20 protein-coding genes are annotated in these 24,975 nt (G+C 43.9%); 8 read left to right on the top strand and 12 right to left on the bottom strand.

What is annotated here, in order from left to right:
• Positions 1–4 precede the first annotated feature (4 nt).
• Genes ABD036_RS01760 through ABD036_RS01750 form a run of 3 tightly spaced genes read right to left on the bottom strand, consistent with a single transcriptional unit; the run spans position 5 to position 3,371 of the window.
• Positions 5–1,318 (bottom strand): ABC transporter permease, encoded by a 1,314-nt coding sequence (locus tag ABD036_RS01760; RefSeq protein ID WP_343855981.1) that lies wholly within the window; start codon positions 1,316–1,318, stop codon positions 5–7.
• 10 nt (positions 1,319–1,328) lie between these two features.
• Positions 1,329–2,030, bottom strand: a complete 702-nt coding sequence (locus ABD036_RS01755; protein ID WP_343855979.1) for an ABC transporter ATP-binding protein — start codon at positions 2,028–2,030, stop codon at positions 1,329–1,331.
• Between the two features lie 42 nt (positions 2,031–2,072).
• Positions 2,073–3,371 carry an efflux RND transporter periplasmic adaptor subunit gene (locus ABD036_RS01750; protein ID WP_343855978.1) on the bottom strand — a complete coding sequence of 433 codons (1,299 nt, stop codon included), beginning with the start codon at positions 3,369–3,371 and terminating at the stop codon, positions 2,073–2,075.
• A 174-nt stretch (positions 3,372–3,545) separates the two neighbouring features.
• Between ABD036_RS01750 and ABD036_RS01745 the strand changes: the two genes are divergently transcribed.
• The gene (locus ABD036_RS01745) at positions 3,546–5,657 is read left to right on the top strand and encodes a molybdopterin-dependent oxidoreductase (protein ID WP_343855975.1); all 2,112 of its coding nucleotides are present in this window, start codon (positions 3,546–3,548) and stop codon (positions 5,655–5,657) included.
• Positions 5,658–5,732: 75 nt separating this feature from the next.
• Here the strand turns inward: ABD036_RS01745 and ABD036_RS01740 are convergent, their stop codons facing one another.
• Both ABD036_RS01740 and ABD036_RS01735 read right to left on the bottom strand, forming a co-directional pair.
• The gene (locus ABD036_RS01740; RefSeq protein WP_343855973.1) at positions 5,733–6,905 is read right to left on the bottom strand and encodes a hydroxymethylglutaryl-CoA reductase; all 1,173 of its coding nucleotides are present in this window, start codon (positions 6,903–6,905) and stop codon (positions 5,733–5,735) included.
• 138 nt (positions 6,906–7,043) lie between these two features.
• Positions 7,044–7,589, bottom strand: coding sequence for an RNA methyltransferase (locus ABD036_RS01735; protein WP_343855971.1), 546 nt, complete (start codon positions 7,587–7,589; stop codon positions 7,044–7,046).
• A gap of 75 nt (positions 7,590–7,664) precedes the next feature.
• Here ABD036_RS01735 and ABD036_RS01730 point away from each other — a divergent pair, with 75 nt between their 5' ends.
• On the top strand, positions 7,665–8,069 hold the full coding sequence (locus ABD036_RS01730; RefSeq protein ID WP_343855969.1) for a TerB family tellurite resistance protein: 405 nt from the start codon (positions 7,665–7,667) through the stop codon (positions 8,067–8,069).
• Positions 8,070–8,159: 90 nt separating this feature from the next.
• On the opposite strand, the gene ABD036_RS01725 is transcribed toward ABD036_RS01730, so the two are convergent.
• From ABD036_RS01725 to ABD036_RS01715, 3 genes are read right to left on the bottom strand one after another with little or no spacing between them, the layout of a single operon-like run.
• Positions 8,160–11,228 carry an efflux RND transporter permease subunit gene (locus tag ABD036_RS01725; RefSeq protein ID WP_343855968.1) on the bottom strand — a complete coding sequence of 1,023 codons (3,069 nt, stop codon included), beginning with the start codon at positions 11,226–11,228 and terminating at the stop codon, positions 8,160–8,162.
• Positions 11,221–14,535, bottom strand: coding sequence for an efflux RND transporter permease subunit (locus ABD036_RS01720; RefSeq protein WP_343855965.1), 3,315 nt, complete (start codon positions 14,533–14,535; stop codon positions 11,221–11,223). Before ABD036_RS01720 ends, ABD036_RS01725 begins: the two co-directional genes overlap by 8 nt.
• A 14-nt stretch (positions 14,536–14,549) precedes the next feature.
• Positions 14,550–15,659, bottom strand: a complete 1,110-nt coding sequence (locus ABD036_RS01715; protein ID WP_343855963.1) for an efflux RND transporter periplasmic adaptor subunit — start codon at positions 15,657–15,659, stop codon at positions 14,550–14,552.
• A 263-nt stretch (positions 15,660–15,922) separates the two neighbouring features.
• Between ABD036_RS01715 and ABD036_RS01710 the strand changes: the two genes are divergently transcribed.
• The 3 genes from ABD036_RS01710 to ABD036_RS01700 all read left to right on the top strand — a co-directional run bounded on the left by ABD036_RS01710 (position 15,923) and on the right by ABD036_RS01700 (position 19,407).
• Positions 15,923–17,725, top strand: coding sequence for a YfbK domain-containing protein (locus tag ABD036_RS01710; protein WP_343855960.1), 1,803 nt, complete (start codon positions 15,923–15,925; stop codon positions 17,723–17,725).
• 82 nt (positions 17,726–17,807) lie between these two features.
• Positions 17,808–18,434, top strand: a complete 627-nt coding sequence (locus ABD036_RS01705; RefSeq protein ID WP_343855958.1) for a sigma-70 family RNA polymerase sigma factor — start codon at positions 17,808–17,810, stop codon at positions 18,432–18,434.
• A complete protein-coding gene (locus tag ABD036_RS01700) occupies positions 18,427–19,407 on the top strand; it encodes a hypothetical protein (protein ID WP_343855946.1) in 981 nt (326 codons plus the stop codon). The genes ABD036_RS01705 and ABD036_RS01700 overlap by 8 nt, the downstream gene beginning before the upstream one ends.
• Before the next feature lie 413 nt (positions 19,408–19,820).
• Here the strand turns inward: ABD036_RS01700 and ABD036_RS01695 are convergent, their stop codons facing one another.
• The gene (locus tag ABD036_RS01695) at positions 19,821–20,801 is read right to left on the bottom strand and encodes a transposase (protein WP_343855945.1); all 981 of its coding nucleotides are present in this window, start codon (positions 20,799–20,801) and stop codon (positions 19,821–19,823) included.
• A 112-nt stretch (positions 20,802–20,913) separates the two neighbouring features.
• Positions 20,914–21,657 carry a helix-turn-helix domain-containing protein gene (locus ABD036_RS01690; protein ID WP_343855943.1) on the bottom strand — a complete coding sequence of 248 codons (744 nt, stop codon included), beginning with the start codon at positions 21,655–21,657 and terminating at the stop codon, positions 20,914–20,916.
• A 126-nt stretch (positions 21,658–21,783) separates the two neighbouring features.
• Here ABD036_RS01690 and ABD036_RS01685 point away from each other — a divergent pair, with 126 nt between their 5' ends.
• From ABD036_RS01685 to yiaA, 3 genes are all read left to right on the top strand, one after another.
• Entirely contained in the window at positions 21,784–22,149 is a 366-nt protein-coding gene (locus ABD036_RS01685; RefSeq protein WP_343855942.1) for a hypothetical protein, read from the top strand.
• A gap of 52 nt (positions 22,150–22,201) precedes the next feature.
• The gene (locus ABD036_RS01680) at positions 22,202–22,996 is read left to right on the top strand and encodes a DUF2145 domain-containing protein (protein WP_343855941.1); all 795 of its coding nucleotides are present in this window, start codon (positions 22,202–22,204) and stop codon (positions 22,994–22,996) included.
• A gap of 151 nt (positions 22,997–23,147) precedes the next feature.
• Complete coding sequence (gene yiaA, locus ABD036_RS01675; RefSeq protein WP_343856547.1) at positions 23,148–23,591, top strand: inner membrane protein YiaA; 444 nt, start codon at positions 23,148–23,150, stop codon at positions 23,589–23,591.
• Between the two features lie 81 nt (positions 23,592–23,672).
• Here the strand turns inward: yiaA and ABD036_RS01670 are convergent, their stop codons facing one another.
• Together ABD036_RS01670 and ABD036_RS01665 are read right to left on the bottom strand one after the other, a co-directional pair.
• Positions 23,673–24,065 (bottom strand): OsmC family protein, encoded by a 393-nt coding sequence (locus ABD036_RS01670; protein ID WP_343855939.1) that lies wholly within the window; start codon positions 24,063–24,065, stop codon positions 23,673–23,675.
• A gap of 20 nt (positions 24,066–24,085) precedes the next feature.
• Complete coding sequence (locus tag ABD036_RS01665) at positions 24,086–24,922, bottom strand: CvfB family protein (RefSeq protein WP_343855938.1); 837 nt, start codon at positions 24,920–24,922, stop codon at positions 24,086–24,088.
• Positions 24,923–24,975 lie beyond the last annotated feature (53 nt).

The raw sequence follows: 24,975 nt of genomic DNA, 5'->3' as shown, positions 1-24,975 counted from the left end.
CTCCTTATTGGCTTTTCAGTTGACTGGCAGGAGCGATGTTGCACGCACGCCATGTGGGGTATAGCCCAGCAAGAATACTCGACACAATGGCTAAACCAATCGCGCAGGCCACCATAACCAGATCCAGTCCCACTAGGTTTTGCACAAATTCGCCGTACAAGGACTTAATTCCCTCTAGGCACAAATAGGCCAGTCCTAAGCCTAATATGCCTCCGACTACACCGATGATGGCAGTTTCGACGATATGTTGATTAAATAAGTCTGTTTTAGATGCCCCAACAGCGCGCCGCAAACCAATTTCGGCCGCTTTGCCGGTAAATTTGGCCAGCAATAAGCCTATGGTATTGAGTAAACACACCAGCAAAAACATAAAAGACACCCACATCATAATTTGCGCGTCATCGGCAACCACTTCTTGGTTTTCCATCCACTGCATGACATTGGATAAACGATTGTTAAGCGGGCGAGCGAATCGTCCAAGGGCTTTTTGTTCAGTGACATAGTTATTTAAAAAATCCATGTATTGGGCGCGTTCATCATCATTTCGCAGTTCTACCCACATCTGATAGTTAACACATTCAGACTGCAGAAATGCCATGAACCCTTCGCCCTCGGGGGATTTCCAACAGTTGGTATTGCCGCCATTGGTTAATTCCAATTCCTGTTTCATGTAAAACGGCATAAAGACTTCTTCGGTCTCGTGAAAAGGACCCGTGGTCACGTCATAAAAACGTGGCACTAAAACCCATTCATCCAATACTCCGACAACACGAAAGTTTTTACCGACGACACGTACCGTGCGGCCAATGGAATTTTCCCCGCCAAATAAACGCTCATTAGTGGCTTTGCTGATGACCACGACGTATTCGCGATTACTATCGGCGCTGTCAGACCAGCCGCTACCGTACAAAAAGGGCGTATCAAACAGGTGAAAAAAGTCTGAAAATGCCAATCTGATACTGGCCATAAATGGCTTTTCATCTTGGCCTGCCGGCTCTATTACACCGCCCGTGGAGGCCATGGCGGATTGTCGAAAGGCTTGTTTGGCCTTCATCAAATTAGTGGCATCGGTCCAAGTGATTTGATCCGGTGGCTCATTTTGATCATTGGCCGCCTCGTAAGGGCTCCAGCTGTCTAGCTGCACATAATAAAGTTGTTCACTCTTATGCGGTATGGGATTGGATGACATCAGATAATTGACCGTAATGGTGGTCATACTGGCGCCTATTCCCAAAGCAATGGCGGTGATCATCAAGGCACTCAAAATGGGATTGCGTTTAATGCTATTGAACGCAAGGCGCAGATAATAGGTAAACATACCGCTCTCCTTAGCCGTTGGCGGCCTGATCTAACTCAACTACATCACCCATTTCACTAACTTTACCATCACGCACATAAATATTGCGCTGCGCTTGTTGCGCTAAGCCGGGATCGTGAGTCACCATTACAATAGTGGTGCCATTGCGGTTTATATCTTTGAGGAGCTCCAGCACACTTAAGGCCATTTTAGTGTCCAAATTACCGGTAGGCTCATCGGCTAGCAGAAAACGTGGATCACCGGCTAATGCGCGGGCGATGGCAACCCGCTGTTGTTGACCACCAGATAACTGCGAGGGCAGGTGCTTCATGCGATTAGCTAGGCCGACTCGTTCTAGACTTTCTTCTATGCGTTTTTTGCGTTCACTGGCATTGAAACCACGATAGCGCAACGGCACGTCGACGTTATCAAACAGATTCAGATCCGGGATCAGATTAAAACTTTGAAAAATAAAACCGATCTTTTCGTTTCTCAATTGACTTCGTTTCTTATCGTTTAGATGACTGACATCTTGACCGTCTAGCTCATAGCGGCCGCCTTCAAAAGTCTCCAACAAGCCAGCAATGTTCAAAAATGTAGTTTTACCTGAGCCTGACGGGCCAGTAACCGCAACAAATTCCCCTTCGGTGACTTGTAAGTTGAAATCCCTGAGTGCATGAGTTTCTATCAGGTCAGTTCGAAATATTTTCTTAACGTCTTGCATGATTAGCATGGTTCTTCCTTATTGTTGCGGTGGCGCCTGGCGCGACCTTTTTTAATTGGTTATTAAAATTTTATCTGCGCCGTTAAATTGCTCGGTACTTGAGATGACGATGCTGTCACCAACGTTAAGGCCACTGACAATCTCGACACTGGATAAGCTTCTGGCTCCGGTCGTAATGGTGGTTTTATGAGCCATACCATCACGCACTACATAGGCCAATCTGCCGCTGCCACTGTCGAGGAATTGACCGCGTTGGACTAGCAGCACATTGGCTTTGTTTTCCATTAGAATCCGTGTAGTTAAGCGTTGATTTTGGCGCAAGCCGGTGGGTTGCGATAAGACTTCACCGGCTTGGTTATGGGTGGCAAAGCGCACTCTACCAATCACTTGATTGTTCTCAATTTCAGGTGAGATAGTGACCAGAGTGGCTAAGTGCGTTTCGCCATTGAGAAAGACTTCAGCTTGCATGCCAATGGCTAAATCATCGGCATAGCTTTCCGGAATATCGACTTCTAATTCAAATTCAGATAAATCAACAACCGACAAGATAGGTTGATTTTGGGTGACTTGATTTTTTTGTTGAACGGCGAGATTACCGACTATGCCATTTACTGGCGAGCGCATCACCAGTTCATCGACTTTGCGTGAGAGCTCATCTACCAGCAGGGCTTGACGCTCTAATTGCAGTTGTTTGGTTTGGATCTCAAAGGCGAGGCTTTCTTGATTGAGCTCTGCGTCTGTTACTGCATGTCGATGCACTAAATTGGCATTCTCCAAATCATCTTGGGCTTTTTCAAAATCTATTTGGCTGATGGAGTGACTTTGATAGGCTTTATCCGCTCGACGTTTTTCACGATCGGCGGCTGTTAAGGCAACTTGGGCTAAATCCACCGCTTTTTGATTTTCCAGCGCTTGTTTCTTGGCTTGTATTTTTTCTCGATCTAATTCCATCTTCGAGCGCTGTAAACTGGATTCTTCCTGTTTTAATTCGTTGGTAAGTTCAGGGCTGTCGATTCTCGCTAATACCTGTCCGATGGTGACTGAGTCTCCAGCGTCTACTTCAAACGTGATAGTACCTTGCGCCGGGCTATAAAGACGCGGGCTAACAGAAGCTACCACTCGGCCTTGTACGGACAAGTCCCTGACCAAGTCGCCTTTTTCCACGGTGGCTAGGCGTAATCGTTGTGCCGACACGGATTGATCTGAGTTTGACCAATTACTTAACGCTGGGGCTAAGCTGAAATATCCGATCAACCCAACAATGAGTACTCCTATGGTCACCAGTAACGGCGTTCGATTTTTCGTTTTGACTAACACCACATCTTGACCGCTGGTATCTTCAATTTGCATTCTTTTACCCTGAAATATGTGAACAATCACAGAGTAAGTCGAAAGGAGAGAGTAAAAGGTTTAATCTAATCGAAAAAAGATTTTACGAGCGCCAATAACAAATCGTGATACTTGTGTATAAACGCCTTGTTGGCTAACGTTGCACTACAGTAAACGCGACTTAAAGATAACATTATGAAAAAGCATCACTCTACCTGCACCTTGTGTGAGGCAATGTGTGGCATTGAGGTAACGACTGAAGGCGATAACATCACTGCCATTGTGGGTGATAAGCAAAACCCGTTTAGTCAAGGTCACGTGTGTCCTAAAGCGGCGACCTTAAAAGAGTTATATGATGATCCTGATCGACTTCGTCAACCAGTTAAAAAAGTGGCGGGCAAGTGGCAACCTATCTCTTGGGATGAAGCGCTCGATTTTACCGTGGAGAAATTGCACGATATCCAAAACCGTTATTCACATAATCCAGTGGGGATCTATCTAGGTAATCCGAATGCGCATAATTTTGGTGCAATACTTTTTGGCCCTTACTTTTACAAAGCATTAAAGTCGTTCAATCGCTATTCTGCAACCTCAGTGGATCAACTGCCGCATCATATTGTTAGTCGACAATTGTTTGGGCACCAAAATCAAATTCCTGTACCTGATATTGATCACACCGATTATTTCATGATCATCGGCGGTAATCCGTTGGCCTCTAATGGCAGTATCATGACAGTGCCTTATGTTAAAAAACGGCTTAAAGCGATCCAGCAAAGAGGCGGTAAAGTGGTGGTAATAGACCCTAAAAGGTCTGAAACTGCAGATATAAGCAGCGAACATCACTTTATCAAACCGGCAACAGACGCACTGTTATTGCTGGCCATGATCAACAGTCTGTTTGCTCAAGGATTATCCAAAGTAGAGCGGTTAGCTGAGTTTACATCAGATCTACACCAAGTCGCTGATTATGTAAAAGCGTATCCACCTAGCCGTGTCGCTGATCACGTTGGCATCAGTGCCGTAGATATCGAAAGAATGGTACGAGAATTTGCGACTGCCAATTCTGCGGTATGCTATGGACGCATGGGAGCCAGTGTGCAGCGTTTTGGTACTCTCAATCAGTACCTGATCATGTTATTCAATATGTTAACCGATAATTTAGATAAAGCAGGCGGTATGATGTTTACTCAGCCCGCCGCGGATTATCTGCCTCATTCAGGGCGAGGTAGCATTGGTAAGGGCAAAACTCGGGTTCGAGGATTACCGTCTTTTGGCGGTGAGTATCCCGTATCAGCATTAGCCGAAGAAATCCTTACCGAGGGAGAGGGGCAAATAAAAGCCATGGTGTTAGGAGCAGGAAACCCAGTGTTAACTACCCCTAATGGGCCGCAGTTAGATCGTGCTTTTGAAAGTTTAGAATTTATGGTGGCTGTGGATTTTTATGTCACTGAAAGTACTCGCCATGCTGACGTGATATTGCCTCCTGTGACAGCCTTGGAACGAGATCATTACGATCTTGTATTTCATAAATTTGCGGTCCGAAATTTCGCTAAGTTTTCGCCGGCGGTATTTCCATTGAGCGAAAATAAACGCACCGATTGGCAAATATATTTAGCGCTCGCTGAAAAGCTGGAAGCCAAAAGAGGCAATAACACGGAGTTGTATCAAGCATTGCGACAAAAAACACCACTGGGTGTGGTAGATGACTTGCTCACTTCTGGACGTTATGGCAAAGGTGAACACAGTTTGTCTATTGATAAACTCATTGCCACTCCACCTGGCATTGATTTAGGGCCTTTACAAGCCCAATTGCCAGAGGCGATATATCATTCGGATAAAAAAATTGATCTGGGCTTTGACTATTTCATGCCTGATATAGAGCGGGTTGAACAGTACTTTTTTGAACCCATTGATCAAAGTGAATCGTTATTATTGATTGGCCGAAGACATTTGAAAACCAACAATTCGTGGTCACATAATAGCCGCAGAATGACTAAGGATAGCCGCCTATGTACGGCACAGATACATCCTTTTGATGCCGATAGACACGGTATTGCAAATGGCTCACTCATGACCATCACCTCTCGGGTAGGACAAATAAAAATATCCGCGGAAGTCACAGAAAAAATCATGCAAGGGGTGATAGCCGTTCCCCACGGCTGGGGACACGATAAAGAAGGAGTCGGGTGGCAACACGCTAAACAACAAGCAGGGGTAAGTGTTAATGAGCTTACCGATGAGATGGTGCTAGATGAGTTGTCAGGCAATGCTGTACTAAACGGCGTTCCGGTGACAATCAGTGCCTAGGTATTTGGCTTGGCGCAATAAAAAACCCGCTTTTGCGGGTTTTTTAATGACTATTATTAAACCTTTGATAACCGTCTAGCGGTTGCGGCCCATTTTGTCGTGGCTACTTACCCAGTGCCCAGCGATAACCGCACAAGCTAATGAAATATCACCGGCCAATACGGTTGCGGCAACAATTTCAGCGAATTTATTAGCTTTGCCCTTACCAACACAACCGAGCATTTGTAAACACTCGTTTTGCGTGGGCAATCCAGTACCACCGCCAAAAGTCGCGACAATCAGTGAAGGTAAGGTCACGGAAATATAGAAGTCACCGTTGTCTAACAATTGGTGAGATAGCATCCCAGCATGAGACTCCACTACGTTAGCTTCATCCTGACCCGTTGCAATATAAAGCGACGCGATACCATTGGCTGAATGGGGGCCGTTGTAGGCAGCTCCGGCCATGAGCGCGCCTGTGTTAGCCAGTACGGTTGCGCCTGCCAATATTTTAGTGTCGACTTTCATTACGCGAGCAAGCACTTCTTTTTTCAACACAATTTCCGCAATGACCCGCTTACCACGGGAATGCAGCATATTTAAGTGCGAGTGCTTTTTATCGGTATCCATGTTGCCCGACAACAAGTACATACAGGGAATAGGGGAGTTAGCTTTAATCCATTCACAAGCTACCAAAGTGGCCTTGCCGACCATGTTTTGACCTGCTGCATCGCCAGTAGTGTAGTTAAATCGTAAATAACGGGTTTTTGATACAGACCATTGCTGAATATGCTCAAGTTTACCAACGCTGGTAGTGGACTCTGCTTGTTCTTTGATTTTGTCGAAATTCTCAGTAACCCACTCACCAAAGTCTCTGGCTTCTCTGGCATCATTGAAAATAAAAGCGGGGGCTCTTTGCATCCAGCCTTCGACTACCGTGGTTTTTACCCCACCACATTCATTGATTACACGCATTCCGCGACTGTAACTGGCAACCAAGGTACCTTCTGTGGTCGCTAATGGGACGTAAAACTGTCCGTTTGCATGTTCACCATTTATCTGTACTGGTCCTGCAACACCAACTGGCATTTGCACTATGCCGATAAAGTTTTCCACATTACCGGGTAAAACACTTGGATCAATGCTGTATTCACCCGTGTATTTCAGGTCAGCTCCAGTTTTTTGCTGTATAAACTCTCGACGTTTGGCAGCCATTTCTCTGGTGTGATCATTCTCTGAACTGCGGGGGATACGAGTATCATCTGACATTATTAGCTTTCCTCTTGCTGTATATCTGCCCTGATTTAGGCAGGCACATTAACTACCTGATTATAGACGGAAATCTAATTTATACATGGTTGAGTTACGATGACAATAGAAGTCCGTATTTTATTTGTGAATGTTTCGTTAATCCGAACGTTTGGTTTTGGCCACAGCTGTACGATTGTTAGTGTCTCTGCTAGCACGAATAACACTGTCGCAATATTGCGTGTCGGTAGATTTTGCCATGCGGTCATATAGTAAAACATTTACCGTAGCAGCAAGGTTCATACACCCTTTAGTCGGTACATACAAAATATCATCGCATCTATCTAACACGCTTTGTGGGATGGTTCCGTCTTCAGGGCCAAACACATACATAGTCGCATCGTGATGTTGATAGTGTGGTAATGGAACTGCCCCCTCAACTAACTCGATTGCCACCTTCCTAACAGAGTCGTCAATGTTATCGAATACGTCTTCAACTCGCTGCAATGGGATATGCTGGCTAGCGTGTTTGGTGTCTGTGCTAAATCGCCGCGCATTATCATATCTTTGCCCCGTATAATTTATTCTACTCGCACCATAGCAGCCAGCCGCACGTAAAACTGCCCCTACATTCGTTGGGCTCTTAGGGTTAATTAAGCCAATGTAACATTGGGCTGGAGAGAGACTTTTTATTGGAATTGACATATTGAATTAGCATGGACTAGGACTTTGGACTAGGATACGGTAGATTAATCATAAAAACACGTTGGAGTGCATAAAATGCGATTTGAAAATTTTCTTCAAGCGCTGGACATGGGGCAATGCAAGGATCAAATACAAAGACAAGCACTGTTTGATATCGGTCTTATGTTCGTGAAAATTGACGATGTCGTAGAAGAGTCTGAGCTGGTTTATATGCAAGACTGGTTAAAATCCTTAGATTGGGATAGTGACGTTGCTAAAATGGACTATTACAAAACATTAGAAAGTAAAATTGATCACGCTATTGCAGCATCGGAAGTCGAGGACTTTTTAGCCCATCGTTCGTCGTTATTATCCGATCCTTGGATGAAGGAAAATGCGTTAAAATTGGCCGAAGATATTGCTAACGCGGATGGTGATGTTGATGCCAGAGAACAATCGGCATTGGATTTCTTACGGGCCAAGCTAAAAGATATTCGATAAAAATTAGCGTCTAAGCGGCAACGGATGATTTATCATCCGTTGCGTTATTCCTCAGTATAAACTCGTCATCTTCTATGATTTTTTCTATATTCACGTGCGAATGATGCGTGATACCAACAACTTACTATTAGACAGCATATCTTGCGTGTTGCGCCGTAGTTTGAGCAGCAACAAATAGGTCAGCGGCACTAAAAATAAGCTGGTGAGCGTACTGAATAGTAATCCTCCAATAATCGCTATAGCCATCGGTGAATAGGGAGGTCCATCCCCGCCAATATTGACATCTCCTACGGCCAAAGGAACCAACCCTAGCACGGTGGTGAGTACAGTCATAAGAATGGGCCTTATACGGGTTAAGCAACCTTGGATAATAGCGTCGTGCACTTTCAAACCCGTGTTAACCAGTTGATTGATCCGATCCACCAGCACAATGCCATTGTTCACTACAATACCCATTAGAATGAGCATGCCGATCATGCCCATTACCGTCATGGGATTCCCGGTTAATAAAAATGCCCAATACACACCGGTAAATGAAAAGATCAGCGACGTCAGCACCGCCGTTGGTAGCAGTAACGATTCGAATAACGCCGCCATCACAATATAAATCATGATGATCGCTAACATCATATTCGTAAGCATGATGGCTTCGTCCTCGTCTTGGCGCTGGAAACTACCTGCCAATGACCATGAATAACCATTGGGTAATGTAATGTTTTGCATGATGGACTCGATGCGCTCTTTCGCTTCTTCTACGGTTAACTCATCCTCTAAATTGGCGCCGATACTCAACGAGGTTTGTCTGGCGTAACGTTGAATTTGAGATAACCGTGGCTTTATTTGCATCTTAGCCACCATATCAAGCGTCACGTTCTGTCCTTGGGTTCGCGAAATTGTGAGGTTTTTTAATTTTTCCATTGAGCTTTGCAACGACTCGTCATACATCAGGCGTATAGCAATCTCGCCCTCACTGTCATTTCTAAATGTGCGCAGATTGGCACCACGCAGAGCAGTGCTTACCACCGCAGCAATATCATTGCTATTTAGGCCAAAACGAAATGCCTTTTGTCGATCGATGTTGATTTGCAATTCATAATTCAGTCCATCTACGTCGGCTTTTACATCGGCTAAGCCATCAACGCTGCTTAAGATGGGCACAATTTGGTCGGCAATGCGCATCAGATTCTCAGAGGATTGCCCAAATAATGTGACGCGAACGCCACCATCAGAGCCCTGGTCCCATTGAAAGGAAGGCTTGGCTCGCACAAAGGTTGGGAATCCATCGCGAATTTTCTTTTTCAATTCAGATACGGTAATGGGCAAATCTTCTTCCATCGTGATCCCCGAAACGGCAAACCCTGCGGTAAAGTAGCTGTATACCTGTTTAATATGAAATTCCTGTTGATTGGCATACAGGTAGTCTTCCATCTTGCTGACTGCTTTTTCGACTTCTTTGAGGCTGTAATTACCTTGAATATCGTAATTTAGCCAGATTCGACCTTGATTGCCGTTGTTGTCTTCATGGCTTTTAAGCATCGACAATGGCACTGCGGTGCTGAGTAAAATAGCGATGGCAATGAGTGCGGTTTTACCTTGGTGTGCCAGTGTCCAACGTAAAATGCGCTCATACAAAGCGGTTAATTTGCTCGGCTTAAGCTGTTTAGGTTTAGCTTTAATTTTCAATTTAGTGGCAAGCAGTGGGATTAGGGTTTGTGCCAATAACAAGGATGCAAACAGCGAAATACAAATAGACACCGCAACATGCTCAAGAAACACGGTTAGCTCGGCTTTTACGCCAACTATGTTAGGTAAAAATACAATTGCCGTTGTGGCTGTACCGGCAATTACCGCTAAGCTAACCAAAGCAACGCCTTTTTTCGTTGCCTCTATTGGGTCGGCGGTGTGTTCTCGCTCTTGAAAAATGCTTTCAGTCACCACCACCGCATTATCAACTAGCATGCCAACCGCTAACATCAGGCCCATTAAGGAGAGAATATTCAGCGTATAACCCAAGAAATACATGCAAGCTAGGGTGATACAGATGGCAAAGGGCACAGACAAAACGACCACTAACGTAGTGGCTAGGTTGCGTAAAAATAAATATAAAACGATGATCGATAGCAGCGCACCAATCATTCCTGAATTTAGCAGATCTTGCAAAGAAGTGGTTACGCTATTGGCTTCATCTTGCATGATAAACAGGTTGATACCGTTAAACTCTGAACTAGCGCGCACTTCTTCGATATGGGCCATAACCGCTTCAGACACTTGGACTAGGTTTGCTCCGGATTCACGAAACACATTTAATCCAATGGCGTGGGTTTTATCTAAATGTCGGCCTTCGGTTGGACGGGGTGTTTCGTAGTTGATTTCAGCGATATCGCTAAGGCGTACGTTGCGGGTGACGATGAGGTCGGCTATTTCTTGTTTACTGCGAAATTCGCCTACTGGATTGATAGTGATTTTCTGTTCTAAGTCAAAAAACTGCCCAGCGGTCATGGAAAAGTTAGCGTCGTTTAGGGTTTTTGATAGGCTATTAATATCAATGTGCAGCGCCGCAATGCGATCTGGATCTAAGCGAATCGATATTTGTTTTTTTAACACGCCATAGAGCTCGACTTTTGAAACCCCTTGGATACGCTCAATCGGCATTTTTAAACTGCGCTCTAATAAATCGTATGAGTTTGAGATATCGCGATCACTTGACAAGCGCAGCTGAAATACCGGCATGTCTTTAAGGTTAAACTTAAACACCATTACCCTTTCTACATCATCAGGTAACAAGTGTCGGATAGCGTCAATTTTCTCACGTGCTTCAATGCTTTTCGCTTTGATATTGGCATCCCAGTCAAAGCGAATTTGGATCTCAGCATTGTTTTCATTTGATACCGAGCGCAGTCGCTTGATACCTGACATAGTCGCCAGTGCTTCTTCAACCGGACGGGTGATCATCTTATCTATTTCTGCTGGGGTTGAATCTTTGTACGGCACTTGAATATATATCTCAGGGAAATCAATACCTGGGAATTTTTCCAATGGTAATAAGCGACTTGCTCCTAACCCCATTATCAGCAAAGAAAAGAACAGCATGGAAATGGTTACCGGACGGCGAATTGCAAAGGCGGCTAACGCCGCTCCTGCATGGGCGAACTTATCCATACACTATCTCCGAATTCGCTAACTGTTGTGCCGTTTGCGGCTCGTTTTGAAATACTTTGCGATCAAACAAACTGTATAATACGGGGATCAAAAACAGCGTGAGTAGGGTGGCAAATAGCAAACCGAAGATTACGGTAATTGCCATTGGGGTGCGGATCTCTGCACCATCGCCCAAACCAATAGCCATCGGCAGTAGACCAAGCACAGTGGTGAGTGTGGTCATTAGAATCGGACGCAAGCGGCTGTGAGCAGCTTCAATTATAGCCGCGGTTTTTTGCACTCCTTTAGCGCGCAGCTGATTAATCCGATCAATTAATACGATGGCGTTATTGACCACAATTCCAGCCAGCATAATAAGTCCAATAAACACGACTACACTAAGATTAGTGCCCGTTAAGAACAGTCCGTAAATCGAGCCTGCACAGGCCATGGGTACAGTGAATAGAATTAAAAATGGATGTAGCAGTGATTCAAATTGTGAGGCCATCACTAAATAAACCATAAAAATCGCCAAGGCCAGTGCCAAATACAACGATTCAAAACTGGCATCCATTTCTTCTGATTGCCCTGCCACTTTGGCTTTTAAGCCAATAGGAAGCTTTATATTGTCGATTGCTTGTTGGGCTTCAGTGACCGCGATACCTAAATCACCGTAGCTTAGATTCGCGGTAACTAATACCACCCGTTGTTGGCCAACACGGGTAATTTCGCTCGGCCCTACGGACATATCAATATTTGCGACTGCAGATAATGGAATTGATGGACGCATGCCTGGATTCACATCGATATTGCCAATATCTTCAATTGAGTTGCGTTGATCTTCTTGGTTACGCACTAAGATATCGACTTTGCGATCATCGACACTGAATTTGCTGGCGACTTCACCGCCGACTTTGGCTGCGATTAGCTTAGAAACGTCTGGTGCATTTAAGCCCAATTGAGCAAGTTTTTGATGATCGAACAAAATCTTTAATTCGGGATTACCTTGTTGCAATGAGCTTTTTACATCAGCAAAACGAGGGTTATTCGACAATTCGCTTGCGAGTTTGTCACCGTAACGTTTAAGCATGGCCAAATCGTAACCTGCAATCTGGATCTCAACAGGCGTTGAAAAACTAAATAGTTCAGGTGTGCCAAACTTACTTTGCACCCCAGCTTGCTTATCTAAATAAGTGCGCATTGCTTGCATCACTTGTTGTTCTTGTTCAGGGGTAGAATTTGGCACCATCACCACATTTAATTTACCCCAATGATCACCACCTTGCGCAGGTGATGCATTCATCAAGCTTCCGGTTCCAGCCAAAGAATAGGTGCGTTTGACACCCGCTTGTTGTTGGGTGAAGTGCGCCAACTCAGCTATCACTTTGTCGGTATTCTCTAAACGCGACCCTGTGGGTAAGGTAACTTCTACGTTGAATTCACCTTGCGCCATCGGCGGTATCAATTCCATACCTAATCTAGGTAATACCAGTATCGATAGCAGTGAAACCGAAACGATTGCAGCCACTATCAATAAGCGGGCCTGTAAAGCGATGGTTAATAATTTAAAATAAATTTTTGATAGCCATTGATAGGATTTGTCAAATACCCAGAGTATCGGTTTAAATAGCCACTGTAATGACTTTGACAGAACGCTAAAACTGGCTAGTAGTAATGTACTGATAAACAACGGTAGATAATAGAAAACGCCCCTAATCAGCCAGCTAAAAGGTAACACCGCATAATGCAGTGCAAGGCCTGCTTTGCTCTTAGGTTTTGTGCGTTGAGAAACGGGGCCTAAATCGAGCGGTTTGTCGGCTTGGCTTGACTTTTCTCGCGCAGCAAGCATGGGTATCAGCGTCAGTGCGACTACCAGAGAAGCTGCCAATGCAAAGGTGACAGTGAGGGCCTGATCACTAAACAATTGTCCCGCGATCCCATCAACAAAAACCAGCGGAAAAAAGACCGCCATGGTTGTCAACGTAGAAGCGACAATTGCCATGGAAACTTCGGCGGTTCCGGCTGAGGCTGCTTGCACCGGTTTGACGTTATTTTGTTTGTGGCGATCAATGTTTTCTAATACCACAATACTATTGTCTACGAGCAAACCAATTGCTAGTGCAATGCCCCCTAAGCTCATGATATTTAAACTGATATCATAGCTGTACATAAGATTAAAGGTGGCAATGATGGACACTGGGATAGAGATTGAAATGATCAGTGTAGGCCAGATATTTTTAAGGAAAAAGTACAAAATAAACATCGCCAGCACACCACCAATAATGGCAGCCGTTTTTACTTCGTTGATGGCACTAGCAATAAACAACGATTGGTCGTAAACCATCTGTAATTGGTACCCCGAAGGTAAACTCTCATCGATGTTTTGCAAGCGTTGTTTTACGGCATTGGCGACATTCACTGTGTTGGCGTCACCTTCTTTATAAATCGCAATTTCAACCCCTTCTAAACTGTCGAAACGGGTGATGGCGTTGCGTTCTTTGTATGTATCTATCACTTGTGCCAGATCTTTGAGACGGATGTGTCGCCCTTCACGAGTGGCGATATATAAGTCACGCATATCGTCTAGTGATTGAAATTGATTGATCGTTCTGACCAGATACTCTTGCGAACCGTCTTCTACGCGACCACCAGAGGCATTGACGTTTTCATCTTTAACTCGTTTGATGATTTCTGCTAGGGAGATGTTCAACTGGCTGGCGCGTTGTTGATCAATTAAAATATGAACTTCGTTTTCAAGTCCACCGCCGATGCGCACCGAAGCGACCCCTTCGACGGATTCTAACTTGCGTTTGATATCTTCTTCGGCATAAGTACGAACCCGCTTCATATTGCCGACATTCACCTCATCGCTAACCTCAGAACTTCCCCCTGTGTTTGATGCGCCTAAGCCAAAGCGCATGATCGGATCTAGACTGGGGTTAAAGCGCAGTAGCAAAGGACGTTTAACATCTAAGGGCAGCATCAGTACGTCGAGTTTTTCGCGCACCTCCAAACTGGCCATATCCATTTCTGTGCCCCAATCAAACTCCAGTACCACGTCAGACTGTTCGGCTTTTGAGGCTGATGTAACAGAGCGTACGCCTTTTACTACCCCTACGGCTTCTTCTATCGGTTTACTGACTAATTGTTCGACTTCTCCGGGAGCTGCGCCAACATAATCAGTACGGATCGTTAGCGTAGGGTAGGATAGTTCTGGTAACAGGTTTAGCGATAATCGTGATAATGATACAAATCCAAACAACAACACTGCTAAGGTAAACATCCATACAGTAACCGGCCGCTTTACGGCGATATCAATTAAATTCATGATTGATTCCCCAACTAGCCGTTGACTACATCGACTAAGGCATTGTCTTTAAGATTGTGATGACCGGTGATAACCACTTTTTCGTCGCCCATTAAGCCTTCGAGTACCTCAATGAAATCACCTTCTTGGTAACCTGTTTTAATGGTGATTTTGTTTGCTATACCTGACTCATTGACCACAAACACATTGGTTTTATCGTCAATCGCCAGCAATGCTTTGCGCGGTAATAAGGTGGCGAGTGAATGAGTATCGTAATTAAGATTTACCTGCGTAAACATGCCGGACTTTAACAGGTTATCAGGGTTGGGCACGCGTAAAGTCACTTTAAAGGTACCGGTTTTGGGGTCAATGACTGGACTGATGCGCTCTACAAAAGCATCAATTTGCTTGTCGCCTAACGCTGTGACGATCAATTTCGCAGATTGCTCATTGTGGACTTTCGCCAGTTCTTTTTCAGGTAAATGTACAATCCCATAAAGCTCTTTTTGCTGCACAATGTGGAACATGCGTTCGCGTTGAAAAGACTCGGTTAAATTTCCCACTTTGGCATTTCGTTCAGCAATATAGCCACTGATAGGTGCAACGATAGTGGCTTCTTTTAGATCGAGTTGGGCGAGCGATAAAGTAGCTTTAGCAGATTCATATTGGGCTGTAAGCTTATCGTAGGTGTCATCACTGACTAGCTTTTGACTGTATACTTTATTGACCTTGTCGAGCTCTTTCTTGATACCCTCCAAGTCTGCGGTCGCACGTCTAAGGTTTAACTGATAACGTTCAGGTTCTAGTTTGGCGAGTACCTGACCTTTTTCAACATAATCACCTTCTTCGACCAAAATTTGCTCGATAATGCCAGATGCCCTGGCCACTACAAAAGCCTCTTCTTTGGCTTCAAGCACCGCGGTCGTGGTGTAGTTGGATGAAATACTTCCTTTAGCGACAGATTGCACTTCCACAGGAATGGGTAGCACTTCGGCTTTTTCTGTTTTGGCTTGCTCGTGTTTACTGGCATCAGCCTGACCGCATCCAGCTAAATGCAATGTACTGGCCAGTAGCAATGCGCTTCCAACAAGTTTCCATTTTGATGTGACAGAAGAATAAGTTAGCGGTCTGCTGTAGTTGTCCATGATTAATTCCCAGTAATGGTTAGTTATTTTTACTATCTATTGCATTCACTGTGCCAGTCGTAAATATTTCATAAAAACAATACGTTAGCGGTTGTCGGTGAGGTGCGTTATTTTATTTGGCCAGTATAATTGGTGAATTACGCTATTTCTTAGTTCAAATGTTACTGGCTGTGACTGGTCTTAGTTGGTGGCTTAAAAATAAATAACCCTTTTGTTGAGTTAGGCCGTTGGTAAGGATAAACAATCAACAAAAAGGCAAAATCATGAAAGCTAAATTGATCACAACAACTCCGCAATCCGACGCCGTTAAATTCGCGTTTGCAAAGCGCAAACAGCTTGTTCTAGGGCTGTTAGCCATGGCTGTGATAGGTGGCTGTTCAACATCCAATGAGCAAGCCAGACAAGAAAGCGACGAAGCAAAGCAACAGGCGCAACAATTGGTTACACAAAGGAATAATCAAGAAAGACAAAGACGTGAATCTGAACAACATATGATTGTAGTGACCGGAGCAAAGATAGCTAAGCAGCAAAGTAGCCAAGGTGAGATTGCTCAGAGCTTAGCGTCCGATCTTATTGAGACACCCACTTTTAATAAGCTTATCGAGACACCCACTCTAATGGCTCCAGCAGCTAGGATGCATGATAATCCAACCTACACCGAGCAATACCACCACACCCCAGAAAATGGCGTGTTCACCCCCCATACCAATCCACTATCAACCTTTTCCATTGATGTTGATACGGCCAGCTACAGCAATGTAAGGCGAATGCTTAACCAAGGCTATTTGCCGCCAGCGGATGCGGTGCGTATCGAAGAGTTGGTGAATTATTTTGACTATCAATATCAATTGGCACCAGATAATAGCCATCCCTTTGCAATCGATACTCAGTTAGCGGTATCACCGTGGGATAAACATCGTGTGTTGATGCGAATTGGCATAAAAGCACCTAAACCTGAAGCATCTAGTAGTACTGCCAAGAACCTAGTGTTTTTGTTGGATGTTTCAGGCTCGATGAATTCCTCAGACAAACTGCCTTTAGTTAAGCGGGCGTTAAGTATGTTAACTCAACAGCTTAGCGAGAATGATCGTGTCGCTATAGTTGTCTATGCCGGGGCTTCAGGTGTGGTGCTTGAGCCGACATCGGGCAACAACAAAGTTAAAATTGAACAGGCTTTGTTACAACTTTCGGCCGGTGGCTCAACCAATGGCGGGCAGGGGATTGAATTGGCCTATAAGTTGGCAGCTCAATCGTTTCAAAAAGGCGGCGTAAATCGCGTTATTCTCGCCACCGACGGTGACTTTAATGTGGGCATGGTTGATCACAATCAACTGATTGAATTGGTTGAACGACAACGTTCAAAAGGTATTGAATTGACCACTTTAGGTTTTGGACAAGGTAACTTCAATGATCACTTAATGGAACAATTAGCGAATAAAGGCAATGGCAACTATGCCTACATCGATAGCCTTAGCGAGGCGCGCAAAGTGTTGGTTGAAGAATTAGAGGCAACCTTACAGTCGGTCGCACGAGACGTTAAAATTCAGGTTGAGTTTAACCCTGATACTGTGGCTGAATACCGACTGATTGGTTATGACAATCGCGCCCTCAATAGTGAAGACTTTAATAATGATAAGGTGGATGCTGGTGAAATTGGAGCAGGTCATACAGTAACGGCATTTTATGAATTGGTATTGCAAGGCAGTGCAACCCAAGTTGACCCGTTGCGCTATCAAGCACAGGCTACACCTTCGAAATCCGCAGGCGATGAATTGGCATTTGTTAAGCTTAGATACAAACCCATTGATTCCGATACCAGTCAATTAATTAGCCATGCCGTTGCACAGTCTCAAATAACGGAGTTTGCTCAACAAAATAGCGACTTTAAATTTGCAACTGCGGTGGTTGGCTTTGCTCAGATTCTGAAAAATAGCCAATATTCAAGCAAATTCGACCTTGATTCGATACTAACACTTGCCAATCAAAACAAAGGTCTAGATGATTATGGCTATCGAGCAGAGTTTGTTAGTTTGATTCGAATGACTAAAACGCTCCAACCAATATAAAGTGCAGGTTGTCTATTTTAATGGTCCTAAGCGCCCAAACCTAGCGCTTAGGTTAGTGACAAGGGTTAATGAGGCCGCTAGATTGAGTGAGACAGAACCACCAATATACACAGACGTGGAACAGGATGAAGCGCTGTTAGCCCGGTATGTACAAGGGGAGGTGAGGGCGTTTTCTGTGTTGTATCAGCGTCACAAAGCGGCAACCTTTCGCTACCTGTTACGTCAAACGCGAGACGCAGTTTTAGCTGAGGATCTGCAACAAGAAGTGTGGAGCCAAGTGATTACGCATGGTAAAGGATTTCAGCCTACGGCTAAGTTTACGACTTGGCTGTTTACCATAGCTCGCAATAAAGTCATTGATCACGTACGTCACTTAAAGGTTTATAACCGTGTAGTGGAAGACACAGCAGAGCTTGAATCTGAAGTAGCGTGCAACCATATCATTGGCAGTAGTGCTGTCGATGCTGAGTATGAAAGCCAACGAAATCGACAAGCAATGAAATCATGCTTGAATAAGCTGCCAGTGCATTTATTAGAAGTATTTGTATTAAAAGAAGATGCCAACATGACAGCCGCGCAAATTGCGCAGGTGGTGTGTGCATCTCGTGAAGCGACCAAAAGCCGTTTGCGTTATGCATCTCAGCAGTTGGCAGATTGTTTACGGTTTAAATTAGGACTGACTGAAAATCAGGTTATGCACAATGAGTAATGATAACCAAACAACAAGCGAACAACTTGAACAAGCTAAACTAAGTCAAGTTTACGCGCAGTTATCTGATGAGCAGCCCTGCAAATCTACCGATGAGGCCATCTTAGCTTTGGCTGAATTGCAGGTTAAGCAGCGTTCATTGGCACCTGATAGTAGCCCGAGCCAATGGCGTAAGTGGCAATGGCCGACTTCTATCGCAGCGTCAGTCATTTTTGTTAGTGTCATAGTCTACACCCAATATGGGCAGTTTGATCTTAAGCAAGCTCAACCTGATTTCATTCCCGCTGATTCTTATGCCATAGCGGACCAAGCTACTTTAGATGAATCTGCCGCTAGAAAAAGGGCCGTGCTGGAGACCAAAGCATCAGCAGCACAAAGGCAACAAACTAGTCAACAACAAGAATTCTTAAGGATGGCACCGGAATTAAAAGACTTTAAACAACAAGAGGTTGCCGAATCGGAAATTAGCGAGCCTCAAAAATCGAACTATGCGGAACAAGAAGCGCAAGAATTAGCAGCCAAGGCGATCCAGAATGCTGAATTGGACATCAATCCTGAAGAGTTTCAAATTGATAATTTAACTAAGATTGAACCTAGACTTGTCAGCAATGAAGATGAATTGATGCAGGGGTTAGAAATGAGCATGCAATCTAATGTGCAGGTACTGTTGGATGCGCAGACAAATGCGGATGACCAAATAGCAATGACGGAAATAGTGGTCACAGGTGCACGACTGCAACAATCCCAAACTGCTCCACTTCAAAGTAGCTATTTACTAGATGTTGCAGACAAACTTAAACGTCTACAACTGCTATCAGCACCTGATGAACAACAACGGCTCAAAATCGCATCGTTACAACAGGATTTAATCGACTATTTGTTATTGCAAAAAACAGCCAATCCACAATTGCAAATTGACCAAGATTATTTGAACTTACTGACCCCTGAACAACGAGCGAAGGTGGCACGATAAAAGCGATCTTTTTATGACATTCCATATTCTCAAAGTGCCATACTGAATTTTTAACGCGTAATCATGCTTCTTTCAGTATTATCTACACATGTTGCTCGAGAGGATCTCTTCCAACCAACTAATTCTTTTTCATGCAAATAACTAAGAAACCTTTCGACAAAACAGCGGTTAATGTTAGAACAAAATGGTAGACACCCACTTTAATAAAATAGACACTCACTTTTATATTAGAATCCCCAACTTCTCTGCTAAATAGAAATTAATGACGTTTCTACGCCTTAAATCCCGCTTAGAATGGCTGTTTTTATATTTTGGTTGAGATGTATGTTGAAAATCGCCTTAATTCTCAAATAGCAAGCAGCCAGATTTAGCAACATTGAGTTGATGGGGGTTTATTTTGGAGTGGATTGTTTCTAGGCGTGTTGCAATAAGGCTCTGGCCTTTGCCATCCCTCGTATGCGTTGATGCTTTGTGTGTTGTTTGAATTGTTGAAGCATGTGTTCACTACCTACGGCGGTGTAAAAGTGTTGTTCAAACTCGGTCGTTAGGGTTAACCACTGCTCTGCATTAAGACCAAGACTGTTTAGAATGGAGCTGTGTTGCGACTTGATATGACCGGCTTTATCCTGACGAATACACTTGCCCGTGCTCTCAATCAGTTCACAGTAATCAATTAGGCTATACGCGATACCATTGGGCATGTCTTTTTTGTGATTGCCTATAAACCGCATTAAGGTGCGGGGTTGTTCACCCTTGATAAGCGCGTGAATACGCCTTTGAATACTGGTGTGCTTTGAGGTTTCAGGTGTGCTGCTCATGTTGGCTCGTATGGGGTTTAAGTCGACATAGGCCATACAGGCTACTAGCGCACTTTCATCTAACAAGGCTTGAGATTTAAAGCGTCCTTCCCAAAATCGCCCCGTACAGTCATCTTCTTTGTTCGCCTCACGGGCGATGTGCTCGTTCAGATTGCGCATCAGCCAACTGATGTCGTATAAGCGTTGACGGTAAATGTTCACCGTTTGCTCAAGACTTACAAGCTCAGCATCACTGAGCGGCTCGCCTTTGTGATATTGTTGGCTCAACAAAGTACCTTGATACAACTGGTGCCAACGCCTAATCACCTCAGTCATCGACCAGCTATCCGCGGTTTCTTTATCCACACACAGCACCACATGGGTATGATTACTCATCACCGCATACGCACAAATATCAATGGCGAACACTGACGCTAAAAATAACAAACGTTTTTCCACCCACGCCCGGCGATGCTCAAAGCTTTGTCCCGTCAGGCTATCTTCACCGCACAAAAAAGAGCGACGAACACAGCGTGAAACACAGTGGTAGTAAGGAGTATCAATTAAACTGATTTGGTTTTTACGTGGTTGGGGCATAACAGACCATCCTTGGTTGTTTGATTGCCCTAAAGCATAGAACAAAATGGCTGTTTAACCATTCTTAATGTGGGTGTCTCAGTAAAACTGGACTTTAAAGTGGGTGTCTAGTTTAGAGATTGGGTTTACGACGCATATTTTCGAACAAGGACGGCTCCCAAGGACGCATGGCCATTAAAATACCCATGTGCTCTCGTTTGCTTAGTGGCAACGAGGCATCTTCTTGATTAAGTGCTGAGGCTTCTTTTGTTAGTTGGTTGAGCTTGCGTTGGATGATCTCTACCGAAGACTGAGAATACCGCCCACGTATGTAAAGTCGGAAATTCCATTTTTCATCCTTTTTAGGTGCCATAAACTTCACCATGACTTCTTGCTCCATAAATTTTTCTAGCGGGCCCTTGGGGATCCATCTGAAGTCTTGTGCGATTAACAGTTTGTAGCGATTATTCGGCAACAAATTAATAATCTTCAACTTGTCTAATTTGGCTAATAGTCGTGTGCATTCGAATTGATCAATGTCGTAGTGTTCGATGATTTCTTTATAAGTCCAACTGTCTCGTACACATACTGCAACTAACAGTAATTTGGGATTGGCTAATAGTTGATTTTCTTGCTCTTCAGTCAGTTGGGTTAGTTTTTCAGTGTTCTGTTGGCAAAGATAAAACAAATCAGTAAGGCTGATACTCAATATTGTGCATATCTCTTCAAGTCGTTCTAAGGTGAAGCTATTGGTCGAAAAAATACGTTTAACATTGGCTTCACTCATTGACAGTTTTTCGGCCAGACTTTTATAGGTGAGTTGCTGCTGCTTAAGTAAGCCCTTTAAGGTAGTTGCCACCTGACCAATTTGACTCATAAATACCTCGATAGTATTAAAAAAATAAACCATACGTACAAAATTAGTATACATCATCGAATGATGTTTACAGTAAGTATACCTGGATTTAATCTTCATCTCGTTCGCAACCAACGAGGAAGAACAATGAAACCATATACTAAAGCACTATTCATTTTGCTATCAGTAGGCTCTACCAGCGTATTTGCTCAAGATTCTGTTAATCACAGTGGGCAAGCGAGTAAACACTCTGCACTTGCTGCCTCAGAAGGGCTTGCGTCAACCGCTACAGTGGCAAGTGCTGCTGTCGCTGTACCTGTTATCGTAGTAGCTGGTACCAGTGTTGTAGCTGGTTCTGTAATATCTGAAGTGGGTACATCCATGGCTGACAGTGCACAAGCTTCACATGCCAGCAGCCATAGTCACCAGCATACCTTAGTGATCACTGAGCGTACCATCACCGCTGATCCGGCTCCGAATCAAGTGGTAAAGCAACAACAGGATGAAAAGTAAGTCGCTGCGTCGCAGCGGCTTTTCCTGTAATTAACGATAGGGAAATTAACCAATGAAATTACGTTTAATTATTATCTTTGTCATCCTCGCTGTTCCTAATGCTTGGGCTGGTAGCCAAAGTCAGGCTGAACCTCAGCATGAGCCTGCAGAAATTATTAAGTTTGCCAAAGATGTAGAAAAATATGCGGCCTCCAAAGGTGCGCGAGCTTTTATTATTGCCAGAATGGGACGGCCTGAAAAAGATCTACCCGACGGTATTATGTTTACCCATACCGCTATCGCTGTGTATTCAAATATTACCTTGAATAGCGGTGAAGTGCTGCAAGGTTATGCGATCCATAACTTGTATCAAACTGCGGGTAGCCCAGACAAAAGTGAACTGGTGGTTGACTATCCTGTTGATTTCTTTTGGGGAGCCCATGAGCTTAAAGCAGGGATTGTAATTCCAGATACTCAACTCCAACAGAAATTGATTGCGCTGATTGCTGCGGGTAATGATCAAGCACTCCACAATCCAAAGTATTCGGTGATAGCGAACCCGTTTAATTCTCAGTTTCAAAACTGTACCGAATACACTTTGGATTTAATCAATGCAGCTATCTATGACACTTTAGATATTGCACGTTTGAAAGCCAATGCTGCCGCGCATTTCAGTCCACAACGAGTTAACACCAGCCGTGTTAAATTAATGTTTGGATCGATGCTGATGGATGACGTGACCACTAAGGATCACAAAGGAAAGGTCTACACCACCACATTTACCACTATCGGAAAATACTTACAGAAAAACCAATTGGCAGATGAGTTTTTGACATTAAACAGTAAAGGTGAAATTCAATCACTTTAGTTGACCTATTAGGTTAATTCATCGAGAAAAGCGTAATAAAACATTATTTTTAATTAGGTGTTACAACAATCAATATGCTGTTAATCACCAAGCTTTAAGAAAACAAACTAAGATAAGTGAGAATATTATGGACATGCAACAAACACCATCAATTCAGATTCAAGGGCCAACCAAATCATTTAGCCTAGCAGCGATTGCCGCTTTGTTAATAGGTGCAGGCGCTTATGGCATAGGGCTGTTCAATGCTCCAATGGAGCTAAATGAAAAAGGCTATTACTTAATAACGTTACTTTATGGTTTGTTTTCGATGGTATCACTGCAAAAAACGATCCGTGACAAAGCGGAAGGAATTGCCACCTCAGCACTTTACGGAATTTTATCATGGGGATCATCTGCTATCGCAATAGCGATGTTAGTTATTGGCTTGATCAACGCAGACTTATTATTAAGCGAAAAAGGATTCTTTGGCATGGCTTATACGCTAGCTCTTTTTGCTGCAGTTACCGTACAAAAGAATGTGCGAGATATCCAAGCGTTAGCTGAACAGGACACAACAGAGGTTAACCTAAGCAAAGCAGCAACTATCAGCGAATAGTTAAACGTTAACAGCGTTATTCATACAATAAGTCCATGTATCAAAAGCAAAATGGCAACTGATACATGGACTCTTTTAATTTCATTCGATTCGATAGTCGGTGGTGATATTGACCTTTGCATTGAGCATCAACATCACCGAGCAATATTTCTCACAAGATAATTGTACTGCTCGCGCCAAGTGTTTCTCGCTGATGTTGTCTCCCTTAACCACATACACAGCATGAATGTCGGTAAATACTCTGGGGGCATCTTCAGCACGCTTAGCGGTTAGCTCACAATGACAATGCTCAAGCGGTTGACGGGCTTTTTTCATAATTTCCACCACATCCACAGACGAGCAAGCTCCCACACTTAACAACACCGATTCCATCGGTGACATACCTTCACCATTGCCATCAAGTACTAACGATTTACCTGATTCAGTGGTGCACTCAAACTTTAGATCCTGTTGCCAGGTCACGGTTGCTTTCATGGAAACTCCTTTATTATTACTTACTCTTCCAACAACGAAATTTTGTCTTTGGCCAATAGGATGCGTTTTTGTTTAAACAAGGCGCCTAGGGCTTTTTTGTACTCGTTTTTACTCACGCCAAAACGCTGTGAGATATCTTGTGGTGAGCTTTTATCGGTCAACGTGGAAATACCACCGTGGGCTTTTAAATCTTCTATGATTTGATCTGATAAAGACTTTCTAGCTCGTTGACTGTGAAACTGAAAACATAAATCAATTTTGCCATCGTCGCGAATGCGCTTAATAAAGCCTTGCGTTTTATCACCAACTCGGATGGTTTTAAACACTTCGTCTTTAAACAACAAACCAAGATGAGTACCATCCACTACGGCCTTATAACCCATGTCGGTGCGGCCAGCGATGATGAGTTCGACAGCTTTACCTGCTTTTAAATCATGTCCATCTTCGCTAAGAAAGTCTTTCAATTTGGTTGATGCGGCTAAGCGAGAAGTTTCAGGATCTTGAAAAACATAGACAACGTAGTTAACGCCTTCTGACATCGGTTTTTCTTGTTCGCTAAAAGGCACTAACAGGTCTTTCTCTAAACCCCAATCCATAAAAGTGCCGACACTGGTTAAGCTTTTAACCCGTAGCACCGCCACTTCATCCACTAAAGCCAAGGGGGTCTTGGTGGTGGCGATGATCCGATCCTCACTATCGTGATAAACAAACACATCTAAGAACTGTCCTATCTCGCAGTCTTTAGGCGCGGATGAGGTGGGTAGCAAGATACGTTCTTGTTGCCCTGAGTCTAAGTAAAATCCAAACGGTAGTTCATCTACTACTTCGAGATGATTAATTTTTCCAATTTTTAGCATAGGCCTGACTTTTTATTTGAAATGCGTAAACTAGTGACAGAATACACTTTCAA

Origin of the sequence: Aliiglaciecola litoralis (assembly GCF_039523355.1) — a bacterium.
In the GTDB taxonomy this organism is placed as follows: Bacteria; Pseudomonadota; Gammaproteobacteria; order Enterobacterales; family Alteromonadaceae; genus Aliiglaciecola; species Aliiglaciecola litoralis.
This window is presented reverse-complemented; position numbering and strand designations above follow the sequence as displayed.